Annotated in this window: 14 protein-coding genes; 11 read left to right on the forward strand and 3 right to left on the reverse strand. The window is 35.2% G+C overall.

Going from position 1 to position 18045, the window contains the following annotated elements; translation table 11 throughout:
* Positions 1-462 precede the first annotated feature (462 nt).
* The 6 genes from rny (at position 463) to F9279_RS12970 (ending at position 7564) form a co-directional block, all read left to right on the forward strand.
* On the forward strand, positions 463-2034 hold the full coding sequence (rny, locus tag F9279_RS12945; protein WP_152113674.1) for a ribonuclease Y: 1572 nt from the start codon (positions 463-465) through the stop codon (positions 2032-2034).
* Between the two features lie 158 nt (positions 2035-2192).
* On the forward strand, positions 2193-2990 hold the full coding sequence (locus F9279_RS12950) for a TIGR00282 family metallophosphoesterase (RefSeq protein ID WP_152113641.1): 798 nt from the start codon (positions 2193-2195) through the stop codon (positions 2988-2990).
* Positions 2991-4031: 1041 nt separating this feature from the next.
* Positions 4032-4292, forward strand: coding sequence for a stage V sporulation protein SpoVS (gene spoVS / locus F9279_RS12955; RefSeq protein ID WP_016201204.1), 261 nt, complete (start codon positions 4032-4034; stop codon positions 4290-4292).
* A gap of 235 nt (positions 4293-4527) precedes the next feature.
* Positions 4528-5451: a dipeptidase gene (locus F9279_RS12960; protein WP_152113644.1), complete on the forward strand. Its 924-nt coding sequence runs from the start codon at positions 4528-4530 to the stop codon at positions 5449-5451.
* A 200-nt stretch (positions 5452-5651) separates the two neighbouring features.
* On the forward strand, positions 5652-7184 hold the full coding sequence (gene miaB / locus F9279_RS12965) for a tRNA (N6-isopentenyl adenosine(37)-C2)-methylthiotransferase MiaB (RefSeq protein WP_152113646.1): 1533 nt from the start codon (positions 5652-5654) through the stop codon (positions 7182-7184).
* Positions 7184-7564, forward strand: coding sequence for a RicAFT regulatory complex protein RicA family protein (locus F9279_RS12970; protein ID WP_152113647.1), 381 nt, complete (start codon positions 7184-7186; stop codon positions 7562-7564). The genes miaB and F9279_RS12970 overlap by 1 nt, the downstream gene beginning before the upstream one ends.
* A gap of 81 nt (positions 7565-7645) precedes the next feature.
* Here F9279_RS12970 and F9279_RS12975 read toward each other — a convergent pair whose 3' ends face one another.
* The 3 genes from F9279_RS12975 to F9279_RS12985 all read right to left on the reverse strand — a co-directional run bounded on the left by F9279_RS12975 (position 7646) and on the right by F9279_RS12985 (position 8852).
* Positions 7646-8008 carry a hypothetical protein gene (locus F9279_RS12975; protein WP_152113676.1) on the reverse strand — a complete coding sequence of 121 codons (363 nt, stop codon included), beginning with the start codon at positions 8006-8008 and terminating at the stop codon, positions 7646-7648.
* 99 nt (positions 8009-8107) lie between these two features.
* Positions 8108-8416 carry a hypothetical protein gene (locus F9279_RS12980; RefSeq protein ID WP_152113649.1) on the reverse strand — a complete coding sequence of 103 codons (309 nt, stop codon included), beginning with the start codon at positions 8414-8416 and terminating at the stop codon, positions 8108-8110.
* 34 nt (positions 8417-8450) lie between these two features.
* Positions 8451-8852, reverse strand: coding sequence for a hypothetical protein (locus F9279_RS12985; protein ID WP_152113651.1), 402 nt, complete (start codon positions 8850-8852; stop codon positions 8451-8453).
* A gap of 333 nt (positions 8853-9185) precedes the next feature.
* Between F9279_RS12985 and F9279_RS12990 the strand changes: the two genes are divergently transcribed.
* From F9279_RS12990 to F9279_RS13010, 5 genes are all read left to right on the forward strand, one after another.
* A complete protein-coding gene (locus F9279_RS12990) occupies positions 9186-9737 on the forward strand; it encodes an outer spore coat protein CotE (RefSeq protein WP_152113653.1) in 552 nt (183 codons plus the stop codon).
* Between the two features lie 207 nt (positions 9738-9944).
* Positions 9945-12551: a DNA mismatch repair protein MutS gene (mutS, locus tag F9279_RS12995; RefSeq protein ID WP_152113655.1), complete on the forward strand. Its 2607-nt coding sequence runs from the start codon at positions 9945-9947 to the stop codon at positions 12549-12551.
* A gap of 15 nt (positions 12552-12566) precedes the next feature.
* On the forward strand, positions 12567-14447 hold the full coding sequence (gene mutL / locus F9279_RS13000; RefSeq protein ID WP_152113656.1) for a DNA mismatch repair endonuclease MutL: 1881 nt from the start codon (positions 12567-12569) through the stop codon (positions 14445-14447).
* 189 nt (positions 14448-14636) lie between these two features.
* Positions 14637-15437: an SMI1/KNR4 family protein gene (locus tag F9279_RS13005; RefSeq protein ID WP_152113658.1), complete on the forward strand. Its 801-nt coding sequence runs from the start codon at positions 14637-14639 to the stop codon at positions 15435-15437.
* A gap of 1231 nt (positions 15438-16668) precedes the next feature.
* On the forward strand, positions 16669-17637 hold the full coding sequence (locus F9279_RS13010) for a DnaD domain-containing protein (RefSeq protein ID WP_152113660.1): 969 nt from the start codon (positions 16669-16671) through the stop codon (positions 17635-17637).
* Positions 17638-18045: the final 408 nt, after the last annotated feature.

The raw sequence follows: 18045 nt of genomic DNA on the forward strand, positions 1-18045 counted from the left end.
CTTCATTGCTATTTTTCACATAATTATCTCAAAAAAATTTTTGTGCAATGTAGAACAAGACATTTATTTTTCTGAAGTCGTTCACACGATCATGTACATAAACGATGAACGTTATCTTTTTTGATGAGAATGAGTTTAATCAATCTATATTTTGACAATAATACATAAAGTCTATAAAATACTAAATTCTTCCTTTTGTAAATTGCTTATTTACCTTTCTAACTCAAATTAGGTAAGCCGTTTCATCCTAGAGAATTAGGCTAATCCTACCAGTTGAAGGTCTTGACAATGAATTGGTACAACTATACAATTAAATTGTATAATTTACATTTTTATAAGTATGAAAAACCTAGATACAAAGGATGGAACTAGGGAGAATTTTCGATTGAAAAAGAAAAACATTAAGCCAATACTTTTAAAATCGTAACGAACACAATTTTATAGCAAGAGGAGGTGAAAATGATGGATCCAATGATGCTCATCTCCATTTTGCTTGTTCTAATCATTATTGCCGTGGTTGTTGGCTTTGTTGTATATTCTATTCGAAAGTCCAATGCAAATGCAAAAATTAGCAATGCAACTATGACTGCTGAACAAATTATTGAAAATGCAAAGCGTGAAGCAGATGCATTGAAAAAAGAAGCTTTGTTAGAAGCAAAGGATGAGATTCACAAGCTTCGTAGTGAAGCAGAGCTAGAAGTTCGTGATCGCAGAAATGAACTACAAAAACAAGAAAATCGTTTATTGCAAAAAGAGGAAAACCTTGATCGTAAGGGAGATGCATTAGATAAACGTGAAACAATGTTAGAGAAGAGAGATGATTCTCTAAATAAAAGACAACAGCATATGGAAGAGATGGAAAGCAAAGTGGACGAGATGGTTCGCAAGCAACAAACGGAGCTAGAGCGTATTTCTAGCTTAACTCGCGAAGAAGCTAAGTCCATCATTTTAGAACGTACAGAGCAAGAAGTAGCACATGATATTGCAATCATGATTAAAGAAAGTGACACAAGAGCTAAAGAAGAGGCTGATAAAAAAGCAAAAGAAATTCTGTCACTAGCTATTCAAAGATGTGCAGCAGATCATGTTGCTGAAACTACTGTTTCCGTTGTTAATCTTCCTAATGATGAAATGAAAGGTCGAATAATTGGTCGAGAAGGACGTAATATTCGTACCCTTGAAACATTAACTGGAATTGACTTAATTATTGATGATACACCAGAAGCGGTTATACTATCTGGTTTTGATCCAATAAGAAGAGAAACAGCAAGACTTGCACTGGATAAATTAGTTCAGGATGGGCGAATTCACCCAGCTCGAATTGAAGAGATGGTGGATAAGGCACGTCGAGAAGTGGATGAACATATCCGCGAAATTGGAGAGCAAACTACTTTTGAAGTGGGAGTTCATGGTCTACACCCTGATTTAATTAAGATTCTTGGTCGATTGAAATTCCGTACAAGCTATGGTCAAAATGTATTGAAACATAGTATGGAGGTAGCTCAGTTATCTGGAATCTTAGCTGCAGAATTAGGAGAAGATCAAACACTTGCACGAAGAGCTGGTTTACTACATGATATTGGAAAAGCGATTGATCATGAAGTAGAAGGAAGCCATGTCGAAATTGGAGTAGAGCTTGCTACTAAATATAAAGAGCATCCTGTTGTAATAAACAGTATTGCTTCCCATCACGGTGATACCGAACCAACTTCTATTATTGCTGTTCTAGTAGCTGCTGCTGACGCATTGTCAGCTGCAAGACCAGGAGCACGAAGAGAAACTCTAGAAAACTATATTCGTCGACTAGAGAAATTAGAAGAAATTTCGGAATCCTATGAAGGTGTAGAAAAATCTTTTGCTATTCAAGCTGGTCGTGAAATTAGAATAATGGTGAAACCAGAAATTGTAGATGATTTAGAGTCACATCGATTAGCTCGCGATATTCGCAAGAAAATTGAGGAAGAACTAGATTATCCAGGACATATTAAGGTTACTGTTATCCGAGAAACAAGAGCAGTCGAATATGCGAAATAAAAAAAACGGTGCTGTTTGCACCGTTTTTTATTTTGAGAGGATACACTTGCTTTCTACTATCTGGAAAGCTATCTACAATTAGTGGATATAGGTTACTAAATACTTGAGGATATATGTTAAACTGTTACATAGTGAATAAAGAAAGTAGGAAGAAATAAATGCATATTTTATTTATTGGTGATGTAGTCGGCTCAATGGGTCGAGATATGATTAAGGAGTATGTCCCAAAATTAAAAGAGAAATACCATCCGCAAATGACGATAATTAATGGCGAAAATGCTGCAGGAGGCAAAGGGATAACCGATAAAATTTATCGAAGCTTTTTAGAAGTTGGTGCCCAAGCTGTTACTTTAGGAAATCATACATGGGATAATCGTGAAATCTTTGAATTTATTGATGATGCAAAATACTTAGTAAGACCAGCTAATTTTCCAGAAAACAATCCTGGCAAAGGGATGATTTTTGTAAGAATAAATGATATAGAAGTAGCTGTAATTAACTTACAGGGGCGTACTTTTATGAATCCTAGTGACGACCCTTTTCTTGTAGTAGATTATTTAATAGAGGAAGCAAAGAAGCGCACAGATATTATATTTGTTGATTTTCATGGAGAGGCAACTAGTGAGAAGCAAGCAATGGGTTGGTATCTTGACGGAAGAGTGACAGCAGTAGTTGGAACACATACACATGTTCAAACAGCAGATAACAGAATCCTTCCAAACGGAACAGCATTTATGGCAGACGTTGGAATGACAGGGCCATATGACGCTATTCTTGGGATGGATAAAGAATTAGTGTTAAACAGATTTCTTACTAATCTACCAACAAGATTTGAGCCACCAAAGGATGGAAGAGCTCAATTAAGTGGCTGTTTAATAGAGGTAGATAAAAAGACTGGTAAAGCGAAGAAAATTGATCGCATACTAATAAATGATGATCATCCATTTTTTTCGTAAAGATAGACTTGGAGAAAAGACTACTTTTTAGAGTGGTCTTTTTTTCACTATAATTATGGAAAGGAATTTAACCTATTAATAGGAAAAATAGAAGTATGGGGGAGATTTCTATTACAGACTTTTAGGAAGAAGTGTCCTGAGAACTACAAAGGCAGCAATAAGAGAGGAAAGTGGTTTCAATAAAGCCTATAAGAACCACCGAAGCCCCAAAAAGTAAGTAAAGAAGTTCCAACAAAGCCTATAAGCACCACGAAATTCCCAAAAAGCGAGCAAAGTGGTTTCAATAAAGCCTATAAGAACTACGAAAGCCCTAAAAAGCAAGCGAAGTGGTTCCAATAAAGCCTATAAGAACCACGAAAGCCCTAAAAAGCAAGTAAAGTGGTTCCAATAAAGCCTATAAGCACCATTAAAGCCCTAAAAAGCAAGTAAAGTGGTTCCAATAAAGCCTATAAGCACCATTAAAAGCCCCCAAAAGCAAGCAAAATGGTTCCAATAAAGCCTATAAAAACCACGAAAGCCCCAAAAAGCAAGCAAAATGGTTCCAATAAAGCCTATAAAAACCACGAAAGCCCCAAAAAGCAAGCAAAATGGTTCCAACAAAGCCTATAAGCACCACGAAAGCCCCAAAAAGCAAGCGAAGAGGTTCCAACAAAGCCTATAAGCACCACCGAAGCCCTAAAAAGTAAGCAAAGAAGTTCCAACAAAGCCTAAGCACCACCAAAACCACAAAATCAGCCAAACCCAACCCAACCCAACCCAACCCAACCCCACACAACAAAACCTAATGATAAACTCCACCCAATAATGTCATACCAACAAAAACACGCACATACTATTACAAATGCAGACTTATATAAAAAAAACAAACCATCCCAGTCAGAACAACAATCACCACATACCTAATTCAAACAATTAATTTGAAGTTTTTATGTCCAAGCTGGAATAAGTGTATGAAAGCTGGAATATAGTAACATTGGAATGATATATATCCTGATGTGTTCAATGTAACATTCGGGGGGGTTAAACAAGGAGGAGCTAGAAATGGAGATATTAAAGGTTTCAGCAAAGTCTAGTCCCAATTCTGTAGCTGGTGCACTTGCAGGTGTTCTACGAGAAAGAGGAGGAGCAGAAATCCAGGCAATTGGTGCAGGTGCATTAAATCAGGCGGTTAAAGCAGTAGCTATCGCAAGAGGATTTGTAGCACCTAGCGGAGTGGATTTAATTTGTATCCCTGCCTTCACCGATATTGTGATTGATGGCGAAGAAAGAACCGCTATCAAGCTTATTGTAGAACCCAGATAATAGGTGAACATAAGAAAAGAAGGAAAGTAGAAATATAGATACATACTTTCCAAATGTTATTCTACTACAGATACTAGTAAGAAGGTGGTTTCTTCAAAAAGGAAGTAGCATATTCGATTGAGTAAATCGTTCGTGCGAGCCCTTTTAGAGACCACTTTTTTTATGAAAAGATATATTCTCGCTATTAATAGTAGCATATAATAAGGGATAAATAGATATTTGGGGAGTGGAGTACTTGTATTATTTTGATGGACATTGTGATGTATTATTTAAAATGTTTTTGGATAAAACCATTCAGTTTCAAAATAGTGATAAGCTACATGTGACAAAGCAAACACTTTTATCCAGTGGCGCTAAAGTGCAGTCCTTTGCCATCTATGTACCAGAAAGTGTTCATCCAGATATGCAGTTTGAAGCAGCTCTAACAATGGTAGATATTTTTCACGAAAAGATTATTAAACCTAATCCAGAAATTAAACATGTGCAGACAAAGGAAGAAATAAATCAATTACAATCAGGGGAAATAGGAGCACTACTAACACTTGAGGGCTGTGATGCCATTGGAACCGATTTAATGAAGCTGAAAACTCTATTAAGACTTGGTGTATCGGCTGTTGGGTTAACATGGAACTATGCGAATGCTGTAGCGGATGGAGCACTTGAACCACGTGGGGGTGGATTAACTGCTTTTGGAACAGAAGTGATAAAACTATTAAATAAACAGAAGATTTGGATAGATGTTTCTCATTTGTCGGAACAAGGATTTTGGGATGTGATAGAAACAGCGGATCACCCGTATGCTTCTCACTCTAATACTTATAGCTTATGTCCGCATCCTCGTAATTTACGAGATGATCAGATTAAAGCATTAATAGAATTAAAAAGTGTAATAGGTATTACATTTGTACCTCCATTTTTGAGTTGCTCCGATTTCGCAGACTTGACAGATATATTACGGCATTTAGATTATGTTTGTTCGTTAGGTGGAGAGGATCATGTGGGGTTTGGATCAGACTTTGATGGAATCACTACTACGGTCAAAGGATTAGAGAGTCAAAAGGCGTACCCTAATCTTATTAATGAACTACTTAAATACTATAGTGCTAGCCAAGTAGAAAAATTTTTGTATAAAAATATGGTTAAAAGATTACCAAAGTAGAAGCACAGAATATCCTGTTGCTTCTTTAAGTATGGGGAAAAAATGTACACGAAACCTACCTATTGTTTTCAAAACACGAAAGGCTTATACTAGAATAATGTAAATATGTCTATAAAAGAAATAAGCATATGATAAATTAACTAGCATTTAACAAAAGCTTATGGATGGTTTCGCATCGATAAGAGAGGAGTAATGGTAAAATGAACGAAAAACAACGATTAGAGAGTCAAGCATTAACAGTAGATAAAAAACCTGAAAAAGATTATAGTCAATACTTCCAAACCGTATATAAAGCACCATCTTTAAAAGATGCAAAAAAACGTGGAAAAGAAGAAATTCGCTATGAAGCTGATTTTGCTATTTCAGAAGAATTCCGTGGACTTGGTGAAGGTCGCAAATTCTATATTCGCACATATGGCTGTCAAATGAACGAACATGATACAGAAGTAATGGCTGGTATTTTCCAAGCATTAGGCTATGAAGCAACAGACACAGTGGATGATGCGAACGTTATTTTACTTAACACTTGTGCTATTCGTGAAAATGCAGAGAATAAAGTGTTTGGGGAACTAGGGCACTTAAAACACTTGAAAATCGAGAAACCAGATCTATTAATCGGTGTTTGTGGATGTATGTCCCAAGAAGAATCAGTAGTTAACAAGATTCTAAAAACCTACACACAAGTTGATATGATTTTCGGTACACATAATATTCACCGATTACCTAATATCCTTCAAGAAGCATACATGTCTAAAGAAATGGTCGTAGAAGTATGGTCTAAAGAAGGAGATGTCATTGAAAACCTTCCTAAAGTACGTAATGGGCAAATTAAAGCATGGGTTAACATTATGTATGGTTGTGATAAATTCTGTACATATTGTATCGTTCCTTACACTCGTGGAAAAGAACGTAGTCGTCGTCCAGAGGATATTATTCAGGAAGTACGCCAATTAGCTGCTCAAGGTTATAAGGAAATTACTTTACTTGGTCAAAATGTTAACGCATATGGGAAGGATTTCACAGACATTACTTACCGTCTAGGCGATCTAATGGAAGAGATTAGCAAGATTGATATTCCTCGTATCCGTTTTACAACAAGTCACCCAAGAGATTTTGATGACCATTTAATTCAAGTATTAAGTAAAGGCGGAAATCTTGTAGAGCATATTCATTTACCAGTTCAATCTGGTTCAACAGATGTATTAAAAATTATGGCTCGTAAATATACAAGAGAGCAGTATTTAGAATTAGTAAGAAAAATGAAGGCTGCTATACCAAACTTAACGTTAACAACAGATATTATTGTTGGTTACCCAAATGAAACAGATGAGCAATTTGAAGAAACCATGTCTCTTTATAAAGAAGTTGGTTTTGAAGCTGCATATACGTTCATTTATTCTCCAAGAGAAGGTACACCAGCGGCAAAAATGATAGATAACGTACCAATGGAAGTGAAAAAAGAGCGTCTACAACGCTTAAATGCACTTGTGAATGAAATGTCAGCACAATCCATGAAGAGCTATGAGAATCAAGTGGTAGAGGTATTAGTCGAAGGGGAAAGTAAGAATAACCCAGACGTACTTGCTGGATATACACGTAAGAGCAAATTAGTGAACTTTGTTGGACCAAAATCAGCTATTGGTAAATTAGTAAAAGTGAAAATCACAGATGCTAGAACATGGTCTCTAAAAGGGGAAATGATCGAGGTACTAGAAGCTGTTGAGGCAAACTAATGGCTAAATATAGCAAAGAAGATATTCTAGCACGAACAGAAGCCCTTGCCAAAATGATTAGTGAGACAGAGGAAGTAGAATTTTATAAACGAGCAGAACAACAAATCAACCTTAATCAAAAGGTGAATGATCGTATTGCTCAAATAAAAAAATTACAAAAACAAGCAGTTAATTTACAGCATTATGGTAAGGTAACTGCTTGGAAAGAAACCGAAGCAAAGATAGATGAATTGCAGAGGGAAATTGATGATTTACCTATTGTGAGTGATTTTAGAGAATCACAAGAAGAAGTAAATGATCTGCTTCAAATGGTGACAAGAACCATTTCTAATAAAGTAGAACAAGACCTTCTCTCCAATGAAGAGAAGGATAATAAATAAACGGTACTTTTAAGTATAGCGGTAAAAATACCAGTGTATAAAAAAGAACGGTCTGTTCCAAAGGGGGATAGACCGTTCTTTCTATTTATTTTGGTTATTAAGGACATTGATTGCTTGTAAAAATGCTTTGCGATATTCTTGCTGCTCTTTCATGGCCGTTTGTAATGTTTGGAGAAGTGCTTTGTTTAAATATTTTGTGTCTCGATCCTTTGAGTTACTATTTTCTGTACTTTGAAGCAAAAAGGTATAGACAAGGAACAGCACAGAATAATTATCTACATACGTAAGGCTGACTGCACTTCCACCATTTCCACCCTCTGCATGTGTATTCACAGACGGGCCACCAGATTCTAATATCTTATCAATTAACGATTCGGGTACTCCAAGTTCTCTTAATTTTTCAGCCGTTAAACCAGTTGTTGAGTTATCTTCAAACTTATCCATCATATCACCCCTTACTTTTTTATGTAAAAAAGGGCATGCATTCACCTAAGTGAAGCTGCCCTTTATCCTATGCTACATGAATGAATAGTGTGAGAAGAATTAACCTTCGTTGATCATTTCAGGAGTGTTTCCGTTATAAGAGCTTGCAGTTGCATCTCCAGCGATGTTTGCATTTACTAAGATACCACCAATAAAGAAGTTCAATAAGTTTACACCTACAGCAGCACCACCAGCAGCACCAGCAGCAGAGAATTGGTTAGCAAGGTTACCATTACCTTGAGTTGCATTAGTGAATCCGCGTAGTTCTGTGCCTTTGTTTCCTATTGCTTTGCTTTTAGAATTAGTTACATCATCTGTACCTAAAACAGAACCATTCCCTCTTTTACAATCAAATGTGTTAGATAACATATGATTTCACCTCCTTTCAAGGATATTTAAAGACTTATTTCTTAATAAAATCAGAAAGGTTAAGCGTAAAGAGAGGCTTACCATTTACATTTAATTTAATATTCCCATCATCATTTGAAGCATCGATTACAGGTAGTTTTTCTTGTAACTTACTAAGTGTCTCTTCATTTACATATTCCTTAAAGGAATCTACGTTTACATGTGGCATAATTCTCTCTTTAATGGAATCCAAATTAATATCGGAAGGTATTTTCTCTTTTAGTGCTTCAACACCTGTAGTGTTTTTAGCAATTTTATTTACTATTCCACCCATTTCAGATGTCATTTTGTTGAAGAATTCTTTCGCTAATTGTGCACCTTCTTCAGCAGAAACATCTTTTCCATTTACATTAATTTTAAAATCTGTATTATCGTTTTTATTAAATAACCCTGCCAACTCCCTCACCCCCTTCTGTATAGTACAGTATATAGAAAAGGAAACAAGCTGTATCCGCGAATGCATTGATTAAAACGCGTATTTTTTAGTGAAAGTGTTTGAAAGCTTATGTAATCAAGGGTGATCTTATAGAAGAAAGTAAAAAAAGCGGTTCTCTTCTTTAGAAATTAATGGATTAGTCTAGAAAAATCGTCTCAATCGGCACACTTACCCATTTCATTCATACAATGAAGTAGGTTTAAGCATTACTTATAGTCTTTAAAAATTAACGCACACTAGACTCCTATCCCGCATAGGATGAAATGAAAATGAATGAGGAGGTTTCGCTCGAAAATGGGAGAATATAGAGAGATTATTACCAAGGCAGTCGTAGCGAAAGGACGCAAGTTTACAAAATCCAATCATACGATTTGCCCAGATAACAGCCCTTCAAGTATTTTGGGCTGCTGGATTATCAACCATACGTATGAAGCAGAAAAGGTTGGTAAAACAGTAGAAATTTGTGGATATTATGATATCAACGTTTGGTATTCTTATAATGACAATACACAAACGGAAGTAGTAACAGAGCGCGTAAAGTATACAGATGTGGTGAAATTAAAGTATCGTGATCCAGATTGCTTAGAAGACCATGATGTAATTGCTCGCGTATTACAACAGCCGAACTGCATTGAAGCTGTTATTTCTCCAAATGGCAACAAAATTATTGTTCATGTAGAGAGAGAATTCATTGTAGAAGTAATTGGAGAAACAAAAATTTGTGTAGAAGTTTGCACAGACCATTGTGGAAAAGACGATGATGATGCATGGTTTGAAGATGAGGTAGAAGACGAAGAATTTGAAGAATTAAATCCAGATTTTCTAGTAGGCGGAGAAGAAGAGTAAGGCTAGGAGCTTTTCCTAGTCTTTTTTCTTTTGTTGTTAAACAGTATTACTGCTTTATGCGCGAAAACACTTTTTCTATTCGTGAAAAACTTCCATTAATTCGCGAATCTTCTTTTTAAAGTTCCCAAATCCCTCCACTGAAAATATGCCTCTCTTTATGGTATAATACTAGCATAATAGACATGAACTGGAGCTTTGGAGGAAGTTATGACAACATATACCCCGATGATACAACAATACTTACAGGTAAAGGCAGATTATCAGGATGCCTTTTTATTTTTTCGTTTAGGAGATTTTTATGAAATGTTCTTTGATGACGCGATTAAAGCGTCACAGGAGCTGGAGATTACGTTAACAAGCAGAGATGGTGGAAGCAAAGATCGTATTCCAATGTGCGGAGTACCTCATCATGCAGCACCTAACTATATTGAGCAATTAGTAGAAAGAGGCTATAAGGTTGCTATTTGTGAGCAAACAGAAGATCCGAAGCAAGCAAAAGGTGTAGTAAGACGAGAAGTTGTTCAACTTATCACACCAGGTACGATGATGGAAGGAAAGAATTTATCTGATAAGGAAAATAACTATATAGCGACAATCTCAGCTTTTTTTAATGAGAAATTTGGCTTCGCTTATACAGATCTTTCCACTGGAGAAAGCAAAGCAACTATCTTAAGTGGGATAGAGGCAGTGCTGAATGAATTATCTACTTCAGGTGCAAAAGAGGTAGTAATAGCAAGTGATTTTCCAGAAGATTTCCGTAGAAGGCTACAAGAACGAAACACAGTGACATTATCTATTGAAAATGAAGTAACATCTATCCAGCCATCTTTGTTACAGGATATTCAAGACGAATCGATAGAGAAAACTGTTTCCCGTTTATTTCAATATCTTCACCGTACACAAAAGAGAAGTCTTGATCACCTGCAGCCAGTTTCTGTATATGTAATGGATCAATTTATGAAGATTGATTACCATTCCAAAAGAAACCTAGAGCTAACAGAGACTATCCGTTCTAAAGGAAAAAAAGGTTCTTTACTATGGCTGTTAGATGAAACGAAAACAGCGATGGGGGGACGGCTTTTAAAGCAATGGATTGATCGTCCATTATTAAATAAAGAAGAAATTCAATACCGCCAAAATCTAGTAGAAACCATGATTGGTCACTACTTTGAAAGACAAGATTTAAGAGAAAAGTTAAAAGAAGTGTATGATTTAGAAAGACTAGCAGGAAGAGTTGCTTTTGGGAATGTAAATGCTAGAGATTTAGTGCAGTTAAAAAAATCACTACAGCAAGTACCGATCATACAGCAAATCGTTGTAGAGCTTGGTTCAGAAGAAGCAAGTAATCTTGCTAATCAGCTAGATCCTTGTGAAGATATCACTGATTTATTAGAATCATCCATTGTGGAGAATCCACCATTATCCATCAAAGAAGGAAATATCATCTTAGATGGATATCATCAAGAATTAGATAGCTACAGAGATGCGAGCCGAAACGGGAAAACATGGATTGCTCAATTAGAAAGACAGGAACGCGAGAAAACAGGCATTAAATCATTGAAAATAGGCTATAACCGTATATTTGGTTATTATATTGAAGTAACGAGAGCAAATGTGCATTTATTACAAGAGGGTCAATATGAGCGTAAACAAACCCTAGCCAATGCAGAACGCTATATAACTCCAGAACTAAAAGAAAAAGAGGGTCTTATATTACAGGCAGAAGAGAAAATGGTAGAACTAGAATATGAGATTTTCACTAACATTCGTGAAACAGTCAAAGAGTATATTCCAAGACTACAACGTTTGGCAAGAACGGTAAGTATGCTAGATGTTTTACAATGCTTTGCCACTATTAGTGAAGACCGTCATTATGTGAAACCTTCATTCTCTTCAGATAGAAATCTTTCTATCACTAATGGTCGTCATCCAGTAGTAGAAAAGGTCATGAACTCACAAAGCTATGTAGCAAATGATTGTACGATGCATAAAGAAAGAGAATTACTGCTCATTACAGGACCAAATATGTCAGGTAAAAGTACGTATATGCGTCAAGTTGCTTTAACTAGCATTCTTGCTCAGATAGGCTGTTTCGTTCCAGCAGAAAAAGCAGTGCTGCCACTATTTGACCAAGTTTTCACCAGAATAGGAGCTGCAGATGATCTTATTTCAGGCCAGAGTACTTTTATGGTGGAAATGTTGGAAGCAAGAAATGCCCTTCTTCACGCAACAAATAATAGCTTAATATTATTTGATGAAATAGGAAGAGGGACAAGCACCTATGATGGAATGGCACTTGCTCAAGCCATTATTGAATATATTCATCATGAAGTAGGCGCAAAAACATTATTTTCCACTCACTATCATGAACTTACTGTATTAGCACAAGAATTACCATCCCTTAGCAATGTGCATGTAAGTGCAATGGAACAAAACGGGAAAGTAGTTTTCCTTCATAAGATTAAAGAAGGAGCAGCTGATAAAAGCTATGGAATTCATGTTGCACAGCTAGCAGAACTTCCAGAAGCATTAATTGAGCGTGCACAAGAACTACTCGCAAGCCTTGAACAAACAGAGACGTATACGAAAGAAGTGTCTGTGGTAAAAGAGACTGTTCAAGTAGAAGACAAAAAAGAAGAAGCTCAATTATCTTTCTTCGACTCTCAAGCAGAAGAGAAAAAGCAGGTTAAGACGACAAATTCAAAAGAGAAGCAAATTGTAAGTAAGCTAAAATCTTTAGATATATTAGAAATGACACCTATGCAAGCAATGAATATACTGTATGATTTGCAAAAAAAGGTGAGAAACGATTAAGAAAGAGGGATAAAAATGGCAAGAATAATTCAACTAGATGATGCACTATCAAATAAAATTGCTGCAGGTGAAGTAGTTGAAAGGCCAGCCTCTGTTGTCAAAGAATTAGTAGAAAATAGCATAGATGCAAAAAGTACTTCCATAGAAATCTTTATTGAAGAGGCAGGATTACAAAGTATTCGCATACTAGATAATGGCCAAGGAATTGATGAAGAAGATGTGTTAACCGCTTTTTCCAGACATGCAACAAGCAAAATTAAAGACGAAAACGATCTTTTTCGCATAAGAACATTGGGATTCAGGGGCGAAGCTTTACCAAGTATCGCTTCTGTTTCTCAAGTCACCCTAACTACATCAACGGGTGAAAAAGGGGTAATGGTAGAGCTTGAAGGTGGTCATCTTGTGAAACAAGAGGGAGCATCAAGCAGACGAGGAACGGAGATTATTGTTCGTGATTTATTTTTTAATACACCTGCACGTTTAAAATACATGAAATCCATTCATACAGAGCTTGGGAACATAACGGATATTGTTAATCGTCTTGCCCTTGCTCATCCTGAAGTTAGCTTTCGCCTAGTGCACAATGATAGAAAGCTTCTTCATACAAATGGAAATGGAGATGTAAGACAAGTTCTCGCAAGTATTTATGGCTTGGCCATTGCGAAGAAAATGATTCCGATCCAAGCAAGTTCTCTTGATTTCACTGTCACAGGTTATCTTGCATTACCAGAGATAACAAGAGCATCTAGAAACTATATATCTACGATGATAAATGGCCGTTTTATTAAAAATTACTCCTTGGTTCGCAGTATTCAAGATGGTTATCATACGTTACTTCCAATTGGCCGATATCCAATCGTTTTATTAAATGTAGAAATGGATCCCATTTTAGTCGATGTCAATGTTCATCCATCAAAAATGGAAGTTCGCTTTAGTAAAGAACAAGAGTTGCATGAATTAGTAAGCAATGCCATTAAAGCAGCTTTTAAAAAGAAAGAATTAATTCCAGCAGGACTCATTCGGGAGAAGAAGCCTGTGCCAAAAGAAGAGCAAGCGAGTTTTAGTTTTGATACAGTAAGAGAACCTTCTATTCCAGTATCTGTTCCATCTTTTGATACCACTTTTTCTCTTCCAAAAGAAGAAGGGAGGGAAACTTGGGATGAGCCTATAGTGGAAGAAAGGGAACAAACATTTGCGATAGAAGAAAAAGAGGAGTTTCAGCTACCTATTTTTCAAGTAAATCCTCCTTCACCACCAGTTATGGAAGAAGAGGAATGGGAAGAAGTCGAAGTGGCAGAGGTAGTAGAGGGATCAAGAGTACCACCACTCTATCCAATAGGACAAATGCACGGAACGTATATTTTTGCCCAAAATGAAAAAGGATTATATATCATTGATCAGCATGCTGCTCAAGAACGTATTAAGTATGAGTTTTATCGAGAAAAAGTAGGAGAAGTGCATAAAGAGCTCCAAGAAATGCTTCTTCCTCTAACACTCGATTATTCTTTAGACGAATGGATGAAAATTGAAGAAAATAAAGTAGAATTAGAGAAAGTGGGCGTATTTCTTGAGCCCTTTGGTCAACAAAGCTACTTAGTGCGATCCCATCCACAATGGTTTCCAAAAGGAGAAGAGAAGGAAACAATTGAAGATATGATTGAACAAGTGTTGACCATGAAAAAAGTGGATATCAAGAAACTGCGTGAAGAAGCAGCCATCATGATGAGCTGTAAAGGATCGATTAAGGCTAACCGTCATTTGCGCAATGATGAGATTCAGAGTTTACTAGATGAGCTACGTCATTCGTCCGATCCGTTTACGTGTCCACATGGAAGACCGATTATTGTGCAGTATTCTACTTATGAGATGGAGAAGATGTTTAAGCGTGTGATGTAGAGAATTTGTAGAAGAAACTCTTATTAATTAAGGGTTTTTTGTTTTGGATTTATTTAATTTGACCAAACACTCTTCCCCTCTGTTAAAAATTATTCTATATTTAGATAAATCAGAGTTTTCGTGATGCGTAGTAGTATACCAACTCTGGGAGCAATAAATACTTAACTATAGAAAAGGAGATTAAAGTCTATGAAAATTTGGAATGATGAGTGGGAAAGTAGCTATACTTTAAAGAAGTTAACTGATGAAGATATAAATCTTGCAGAAAAACATTTTAATGTAAAACTTCCACAAGCGTATATAGATCTATTAAAGAAAAAGAATGGAGGAGATTTACTTTATAATGCATTGCCCATTTCTCTTAATCGTTGGGAAGATGATGATCATATCCTAATAGATCATTTATTAGGTATTAAAAAGAAGGAAGGAATAATGGAAACGGATTATTACGTTAAAGAATGGGAGATTAACAGAAAGAATATTATTTTGCTAAGTGGAGATGGACATGAATGGCTAGCACTTGATTATAATAGTTCAGAAGAGCCTAAGATTATATTTATACAAACAGATGAAGATCAAATAATAACAATTTATGACTCATTTGAAATAATGCTAGAACATTTATATATTCATGAAGTGGAAGAGGATGGTGAAGTAGATGGTGTAATTACATTTACCTTGGAAGAAGTTAGAGAATTAGTAAGTAGCAAGGAAGCTGAAGATATTATAAGAGGTCTTGAAGGATATCATGATAAGATTTATGAGGAACCTGTCATGGTTGAATATCTTGATAAGATAATAAGATTACTAGACCATAATGATTCAGAGGTAGTCGAATTTGCGGGAGAAAAAGCTTATAGAGTAATAACGGAAGGATATAATGTGCCTAGGGAATTTATAGATAAAATAAAGTCAGTTTTTGGTCAAAGTGACAAGGAGCTATTTGAAACGTTTTTGATGTTAATCAACGATTCTTTAAACGAACAATAGAATTCCTGTAGGAAGAAAAAAATGGAAGAACTAGTGAACCAATAGAAAATAAAAGCACAAAAACTAATACATATAAAAATAAAACAGCCCAACTTGTTTAATAAAGTGTATCCATTCTAAAGGACATTTTTTAAAAGTCTAAGCTGCCATAAAAAGATGATCTCTGTATTGAACAGGGGGTCATCTTTTTTAAGTTCCAATGGAATAATATATAGTATTCGTAATAAATCATATATTGTTTGATTACTTTCTTACTCTACCAGTACATAGATTTATTAAACAAGTTTAATAAATAGTAACCATATAACAACAGGGTAAAGTATACCAACCACAACGTTTCTAAAAGAATTTTTCAATAAATGATGCTGTAAGTTTTCATTTCTAAAACATACGCGTATAGCAGTAATAGGATCTAAAAAACTAAATAATCCTCATAGTGTAACTAAAATACAAGTAACTATGTATCCTAGTGTCGCTTTCTCTAACTTTATTACTTATCCCTCTTAAAACGCTTTAAAATAAAATTGCCTATCAATATAGCTAATATAAAACCCCAAATATATAATTCTATGTTTTTAGGTAAAAATTTCAAAACCCATATAGCTGTCAAAATAGTTGAAACAGTGAGGAGATTAATTTTCTCTTTTTGATTAATTTTTCTTAGATTAGTAACCAATACAATGTAACCGATTGGTGGTGTAATGATACATATAAAGTATAGAAATTTTTTTCTGAGATACCAAGGTTTTTGTTTTTTCACAATGAATATCCTTCCAAAATGTTAATACTCCTATTATAGGCTAAATCGGAATAACTATCATTAAAGTTTTTGGGATTCTACTTGCTCTCCAATCAGGCACACCAGGGACTAACGTTTGAAGACCACGTATAACTAAATTTTCAACTCATTATGATTATGTAAAAGGAATAAATCTTCTAATTAATTCTACCGATTCGGTAATTTTAGAAATTATAGTTAAGAGAAATTAATTTCAAAAATTACTAAGTTTATGTAGTAAAAGAAATAAAATTTTCCAGCAGATATATTAACTATTGTTACAACAGTTCTTAAATTAAACAGAAACACTTTTAACCTTGAAAAAATTTTTTTTGGAAAAACCAGTCCTTTTATCGTCTGATTATCTATATATAAAGTGACAAGTTGTTACTAAGTTGATTTTAACAGTGACAGTAATTAGAAGAACCTGTGTAGTAGAGAGGAGAGAATCTTATGAAATCGCGAACAAAGAAGGTAGTCATAAAAGAAGAGCTTGTGGAGCTAACTGGTGATTATAAATTGGCTATTGTGTTGAATCAGATGATGTATTGGTCTGAACGTATTACTGACTTTGATTTGTTTATTCAAGAAGAGAAGGAGTGCCTTGCTCACAATAGTATGGAGCCTAATTTAGAGCATAAGCATGGTTGGATTTATAAATCTGCAGCGGAATTAGCAGAAGAATGTATGATAACTAATTCTGAGGCTACTATGCGACGCTATCTACAAAAATTAGTAGAAATGAATTGGCTAATTACTAGGACTAATCCTAAGTTTCGCTGGGATAAAACTATTCAATATCGGCTTAATTTAATGAAGATACAAGAAGATCTAGTTAGCTTAGGTTATGATCTTGAAGGTTCTCGATTAGCCATTGATTTATCAGAAACTAAAATGAAGAGTTCGAACTTTCAAAATGAAAGCTTCCATTTTCATGATGAAAGAGCAATACCAAAGAGTACTTCAAATATATTAAAAGAAGAAGTAAATAAACAAGTAAGCATGAACCCATTTCACTTTTTTGAGCAGAATGGATTTGGAATAATTGCAGGGCATATTTCACAAAAGATACAGATGTGGTGTGAAGACCTTAGTGAGGAGCTTGTTCTTAAGGCAATGGAAATAGCAGTGGAGCGTGGAGCAAAAACTTTCTCTTATGTGGACACCATCTTGAGAAATTGGGCAGAGAAAAAAGTGAACTCTGTTGAAGAAGTACATACATTAATGCAAGTATATCAAGATAATAAAGCACACCAACGAAGAAGTAACCAGAAAAAAATAATGAGGAAAGAAATTATACCAGATTATATGAGGAAACCAAATTATCACGAGGTAAAAGAAAAAAGTATCGGAAACCAACAAGATATGGAAATGAAAAGATGGGATATAGAAAGAAGGATAGCAGCTTTTAGAAATGGATAATCAATTAAAGATAAAGTATGAAACCGAGCAAAGAGAGGTCCTTAATAAACATTGTTTAAACCTTATATACAGAATAAAACTCTGGACTATGGCTATGCGAAGGGTTCCAAATAGCTTACAGTGAGGGATTAAAGCAACTTTACCTTGGTGCTAATATAATGTTTGATGCACCAACCAAATTTTCAATAATAGCAAATAAAATAACCGGAGAATTTCCGGTTATATCCAGGAAAACTGTTATTTTGAGGATAATAAGCGGAGTTTTTCCGGTTAAGTAAGAAAAAATAGAGTTAGTCTAAAAAGTGGACACGTATAAATGAGAATTTATTATAATAAAACTATCATTTAAAAGGACGTGTTCAAAATATGGGAAAGCACTTTTCACAAGAGTATAAAGAATATGTATCT

This window comes from Bacillus sp. B1-b2 (assembly GCF_009183415.1).
Taxonomy (GTDB): domain Bacteria; phylum Bacillota; class Bacilli; order Bacillales; family Cytobacillaceae; genus Niallia.

Excerpts from the sequence above, each read along its gene's own strand:
- rny (WP_152113674.1), top strand. The coding sequence starts at position 463 with ATGGATCCAATGATGCTCATCTCCATTTTGCTTGTTCTAATCATTATT.
- F9279_RS12950 (WP_152113641.1), top strand. The coding sequence starts at position 2,193 with ATGCATATTTTATTTATTGGTGATGTAGTCGGCTCAATGGGTCGAGAT.
- spoVS (WP_016201204.1), top strand. The coding sequence starts at position 4,032 with ATGGAGATATTAAAGGTTTCAGCAAAGTCTAGTCCCAATTCTGTAGCT.
- miaB (WP_152113646.1), top strand. The coding sequence starts at position 5,652 with ATGAACGAAAAACAACGATTAGAGAGTCAAGCATTAACAGTAGATAAA.
- F9279_RS12970 (WP_152113647.1), top strand. The coding sequence starts at position 7,184 with ATGGCTAAATATAGCAAAGAAGATATTCTAGCACGAACAGAAGCCCTT.
- F9279_RS12975 (WP_152113676.1), bottom strand. The coding sequence starts at position 8,008 with ATGGATAAGTTTGAAGATAACTCAACAACTGGTTTAACGGCTGAAAAA.
- F9279_RS12980 (WP_152113649.1), bottom strand. The coding sequence starts at position 8,416 with ATGTTATCTAACACATTTGATTGTAAAAGAGGGAATGGTTCTGTTTTA.
- F9279_RS12990 (WP_152113653.1), top strand. The coding sequence starts at position 9,186 with ATGGGAGAATATAGAGAGATTATTACCAAGGCAGTCGTAGCGAAAGGA.
- mutS (WP_152113655.1), top strand. The coding sequence starts at position 9,945 with ATGACAACATATACCCCGATGATACAACAATACTTACAGGTAAAGGCA.
- mutL (WP_152113656.1), top strand. The coding sequence starts at position 12,567 with ATGGCAAGAATAATTCAACTAGATGATGCACTATCAAATAAAATTGCT.
- F9279_RS13005 (WP_152113658.1), top strand. The coding sequence starts at position 14,637 with ATGAAAATTTGGAATGATGAGTGGGAAAGTAGCTATACTTTAAAGAAG.
- F9279_RS13010 (WP_152113660.1), top strand. The coding sequence starts at position 16,669 with ATGAAATCGCGAACAAAGAAGGTAGTCATAAAAGAAGAGCTTGTGGAG.